This window comes from Bacillus sp. SRB3LM, from assembly GCF_015712745.1.
GTDB lineage: Bacteria > Bacillota > Bacilli > Bacillales > Bacillaceae_G > Bacillus_A > Bacillus_A thuringiensis_K.
Genome location: NZ_VWVQ01000040.1, coordinates 1 through 5,119 on the forward strand (window position 1 = coordinate 1; position 5,119 = coordinate 5,119).

Genomic DNA, 5,119 nt, shown 5'->3' on the forward strand with positions numbered 1-5,119 from the left:
TTTGAATTGAAAGATGGGAAAATTTTACGTTGTAATGAACTAACTCGTTCCTTACAACCTGATGATGAATTTAATACCATTGGAAAAATTAATAAAAAAATAACACCTAAGTTTGCATGCATCATATGTTGCGAAGCCAAAACCTAAGCTCAGGTTTTGGCTTCGTTTGGCTAGAATACGGCTTATGTTCATCGTATCGAAACAAATTTACTTCCTTCCATACTAGCATGTATCTCAATAAGAACTGGCAGATGAGCAAAAATACCGCATGCTAACATTGCAAGTTTTTTATGCACTTTTAAATACCATCCATATTCTTATAACATCGTTAGTACATCATTCATATAGTCCACGCTTTTTCAAATGCTCACGTAAACTACTGGCACGACATTTTAACCGTTTTGCAATTTCCACATATCCCATTCCTGCATTCCGTAACTGAACCGTATCCTCACATAATTGATCCCATTTCCATTCTGCATTCTTTGCTCTCACATTTTCTTCCCCAGACAAATGCTTTCCTAACTGGTATACTTCTTTCCCCCATTTACAATTTGCAATGCAATGTTGGTAGGAGCCGAATAGATATTCACATCCACGGCAATGCTGTTCTTGTATATTTATAATTTGAATTCTCGTTTCTTTTGCATTCATCTTCCATTCTCCCCTATTTTTCTTTTTCCTTATGATAACAAAAGAAACATATTTTGTTTATAAAACTTATTTCGGCATCTACAATAGCTTGTTTTACAATTTTCGATACAAATAAACTCATAGGGCATCTTATTTTTTTGCAACATGTATTCAAATTTTAATTGAGAAAATTCGGATTGTATTTACAATAGGAGAGGCAATCGTATTTGAAAGAGATGGTGTGGAAATTACTGGTATCGTAATCAAAAAGTATGAACGATCCATATTAATTGAAATTGTAACCGTTATGGGTGGCGGTTTTCCATATGATAGAACCGTTGTGAATCATAAAAAATATCGACTTTGTATAGACAAGAATAAATAACTGGGCGACTTTTTATGTATAAAAAGAAGCGAGTTTCGTTTTAAAAAATAATAATTCTCAATAGTATTGATGTTTCTTGTTATGGAACTTGATTACGAACTGCTATGTCTAATTAGGATGAATCGTAATACAAGATTCAAAAAATATACATTGGTAAGGTCACTGAAGATAGAACGATGCAAAGGTAAGTCCCCTCCGCTGATTCAGAGCATAATCAATAGAACTAAGGAATATACAGTGTATATGGAATTGTATTTCATCCGCAAAAAACACCCATTTCGTTTAAATGTGTCTAAAACCCATATAAACGGTTAGTAATCGATTTATTCATTTTGTCATTCAATTTACTTTAAAACGCCTTACAATAGAATCTCAGCGACACAAATGAACTGACAGCGAGAACGTTTGGTCGTTATAACCAATTCATACGAATTATTGGTTGTAACAACAGATACTTTTTCTGCAGGTACATACCATAAATTAGATGCATTGACTTGAGAAACGCCTACTACCTCTACAAAAGGAACCAAAATCATTCAGTTCATCTAACAACATGCTCTATTTTTTCTCGTTTATTAATTCCAATGCAATGAAACTACAGTATCAAAAATGTGCAATGCAATATTCCTTTTTATTATATAAATTGTACGCTAACATTTTGTCTGTTTTTTGAACAAAATAGAAATATCATCCGACACATCAAAGATACAGGCTATATTTTATTATTTTGTCAAGCACATGCCATGTACTATTATACCTTTTCCATGGTATATAAATATTAATTTTTTAAGGAGATGTAGTTTATGTCAAAAATATTTCAAATGGATGCTACTGATTATGAGAAACCTGCCGAAATTTTAAAAAGTTTAGCTCATCCTATGCGCTTACTGATTGTACAAAAATTGATTACTATAGGTTCTTTAAATGTTTCTGAATTGCAAAACCGTATATATTTACCTCAATTCGTCGTATCACAACACTTAAGTAAATTAACAATACCTAAAATTGTATCATATGAACGAAAAGGGTTAGAAGTGTATTATAAAGTAATAGATAAAAAAATAATTGAGACTATACAGGGATTTGGATTATTAAAATCATTTGATATTGATGAAGTAAAATGGTGAAATATTCTCGTTATCCTTGTTTTGCACGCAAATTATTCCGTAAGATATTTCTCAACCTATGAAATCTAGTAAATCAAAATTCAGTATTATATGGTTGTATATGCCATATACAACATTTTATTGGAGGGATTTTACAAGATGAAATGGAAAAAAATAAATCTATTGTTATTCCAGGTATACTTGCTTGTTGTAGTTTTATGATAGGGGCTCCCTGTTCTGCTGCGGCGTTACCGGCAGAGAAAAATATTATAGATTATTCTTCAAGACAAGTTGTAGAGGAATCACAAGATCAACTAGGTAGCTCTACATCATATCAATACACAGGGGCGGAATGGTTAAATATCACACAAATTTTTCAAAAGAATAATACCGTTTACCTTCGATTAGCTCCAGAGGGAGCAATGGATGCACCAGGACCATTGGTTTTACCAAAAAAAATGAGCGACCTATTCATAAAAAATACAAACAACTTAAAAGGATGGTATATGTACAAATATACGCGATATACAAATTACCCATATATACAAGAACTTCGATTTGATTTTTATGATAAAAACCAACAATATCAAGGAACAGCATCCACTACTTATTGGTTACCTTAAGTCCCGTATCACTAATGCAAAATAGTATTTTGGTATGGGGCATGTCATCATGGGTGGAAAATAGGATTCCAAATGGAATGCGTATAAATTGTAAAAAGATCAAGGAATACCTCAAAAAAACGGGCAGGTTTTGTCCGTTTTTTTGAGGTTATAGTGTAATGAAATATGTGAAAGTAACTTAAGTTGAGGGGGACAAGATTGTGAGAAAATTTATAAATAAAGCATGGCCATTTGCAATGGTGGCGTCGTTAGCAATTACTTCGGTAGTGACATGGAATATTACACGCTTTAGTGAGGTGAATGCAGAAGAAAAGGAGAGCAATACGAAGATTAAAAATGTGATTGTATTAATCGGGGATGGAATGGGTCCTTCCTATCTGACAGCACACCGTTATATGAAAGATAATCCGAAAACGTTTGAAATGGAATCAATTGCATTTGATACATACCTTGTAGGTACACAAAAGACTTACTCAGAAGATGAACATGAAAACATTACAGATTCTGCATCAGCAGCGACTGCGATGGCGTCGGGTGTGAAAACATATAATGCGGCAATTTCAGTTGATAATGATAAAACAGCAGTGAAAACAGTTCTTGAGCAGGCAAAAGAACAAGGGAAATCTACAGGATTGGTTGCAACTGCTCCAATTACCCATGCAACACCAGCTGCTTTTGGGGCACATGATATGCATCGTGACAATATGGATGCTATAGCAAATGATTATTTTGATGAAAAAATAAAAGGGAAGCATAAAGTTGATGTTATGCTTGGTGGCGGCAGGAAAAACTTTGTAAGAGAAGATCGTAATCTTACAGAGGAATTTAAGAAATCTGGTTATAGTTATGTAACGAATCGAGAACAACTATTACAGGATAAAAATGACCAAATCCTTGGTTTATTTGCACTAGGCGGATTAGATAAGATGATTGATCGTGAGGATAATACGCCGTCATTAGAAGAAATGACACAGGCAGCCATTGAACGTTTGAATAAAAATAAAAATGGGTTCTTCTTAATGGTGGAAGGCAGCCAAATTGACTGGGCTGGACATGATAATGATATTGTCGGTGCCATGAGTGAGACGGAAGATTTTGAAAGAGCGTTTAAAGCGGCAATTAAGTTTGCGAAAAAAGATAAGCAGACACTAGTTGTTGCAACTGCAGACCACTCTACTGGCGGTTTATCTGTGGGAGCAAATGATGCGTATAATTTTAAAGTGGAACCAATTAAGGCCGCAAAACGAACACCTGATTTTATGGCCAATGCGATTGCAAAAGGGGCACGTGTAGAGGGGACCTTGAACACGTATATTGATTTACCATTAACACCCGAAGAAATAAAGGCTGTACAAGATGTCGCGCCATCAAAGGATGTGACCGAAATTGATAATGCCATTGAAGCTATTTTTACTAAGCGTTCCATTACAGGTTGGACAACGGGTGGACATACAGGTGAAGATGTGAATGTATATGCATTTGGGCCAGGTAAATATGTATTCTCCGGTGTTCAAGAAAATACAAATATAGCTAAACGTGTCTTTTCTATTGTCGGTGGTAGTAATCCAAATAAGGAAAGACAATGAGTAGAAAAAGAAGGGGCACTTAGCCTCTCCTTTTGTTTAGGATGGCACCATGTTGTAAATTTATTATTTTTCTATATATTTCATTTGCAAATAGCATGTACAGAATGGAACATATATACAAGGAGATGTCGAATAAAGTGAAAGTCTGTAAGAAACGAAAAACGGTAGTACAAACATCAGAAGAGATATGGGACGAAAATTGTCAACAAGCAATTGTTTTATTTAATCAGGGAATAGCCTATCCAGATATCGCAAAAAAGGTTGGATGTCATGTGAGTAATCTAATAGAGAATTGAAAAAACGTGGTCTGTTCCAGTTTCTAGAGTAATGTAGCAAGATAAAAAGAGAGACATCTGCAACATGAATCCTTGAGAAAACAGAAGCTGTATTTTAAATGTACAGGATGAATTTTTTTAACACGTATAATGATACGTTCTATGTATAATCAAGAAATAAAATATGTATTGTGATTCTACAAGCAGAAGGGTGCTCTTGGAGTGCCTTTCTGTATTTTATCTACATCAGATTATTATGATGAACTATATATAACAGTATTATACATATCAATATACGTTCTAAGAAGAAAGGTATAAAAATAGCAATGGTCCCTGTTGGATTTGAATCTATGACCGGACGGTTATGAGCCGGCTACAGGTCCATAATACGATAATCTTTCTACAAATTTTATCGTATTGGGTGTTTTTGCCCATCCCCTCGAAAAGGGGGAATAAGAAAAAAGCAAGTCTTTCTTTTAAGAGAGCTTGCTTTTTTCTAAGCTATATTCGT

The 5,119-nt window shown here is 34.3% G+C and carries 6 protein-coding genes; 5 read left to right on the plus strand and 1 reads right to left on the minus strand.

The window, feature by feature from the left end; genetic code table 11:
• Positions 1-336 precede the first annotated feature (336 nt).
• A complete protein-coding gene (locus F3I02_RS17615) occupies positions 337-654 on the minus strand; it encodes a hypothetical protein (RefSeq protein ID WP_196478253.1) in 318 nt (105 codons plus the stop codon).
• Positions 655-841: 187 nt separating this feature from the next.
• On the opposite strand from F3I02_RS17615, the gene F3I02_RS34010 reads away from it, so the two are divergent.
• The 5 genes from F3I02_RS34010 to F3I02_RS17640 all read left to right on the plus strand — a co-directional run bounded on the left by F3I02_RS34010 (position 842) and on the right by F3I02_RS17640 (position 4,629).
• Complete coding sequence (locus tag F3I02_RS34010) at positions 842-1,018, plus strand: DUF2187 family protein (protein WP_308018572.1); 177 nt, start codon at positions 842-844, stop codon at positions 1,016-1,018.
• Positions 1,019-1,821: 803 nt separating this feature from the next.
• Positions 1,822-2,145 (plus strand): ArsR/SmtB family transcription factor, encoded by a 324-nt coding sequence (locus F3I02_RS17625; protein WP_196478254.1) that lies wholly within the window; start codon positions 1,822-1,824, stop codon positions 2,143-2,145.
• 143 nt (positions 2,146-2,288) lie between these two features.
• Complete coding sequence (locus F3I02_RS17630; protein ID WP_196478255.1) at positions 2,289-2,747, plus strand: hypothetical protein; 459 nt, start codon at positions 2,289-2,291, stop codon at positions 2,745-2,747.
• A 200-nt stretch (positions 2,748-2,947) separates the two neighbouring features.
• Positions 2,948-4,333: an alkaline phosphatase gene (locus tag F3I02_RS17635; protein WP_196478256.1), complete on the plus strand. Its 1,386-nt coding sequence runs from the start codon at positions 2,948-2,950 to the stop codon at positions 4,331-4,333.
• Positions 4,334-4,470: 137 nt separating this feature from the next.
• Positions 4,471-4,629 (plus strand): hypothetical protein, encoded by a 159-nt coding sequence (locus F3I02_RS17640; RefSeq protein ID WP_196478257.1) that lies wholly within the window; start codon positions 4,471-4,473, stop codon positions 4,627-4,629.
• The last annotated feature ends 490 nt before the right edge of the window (positions 4,630-5,119 follow it).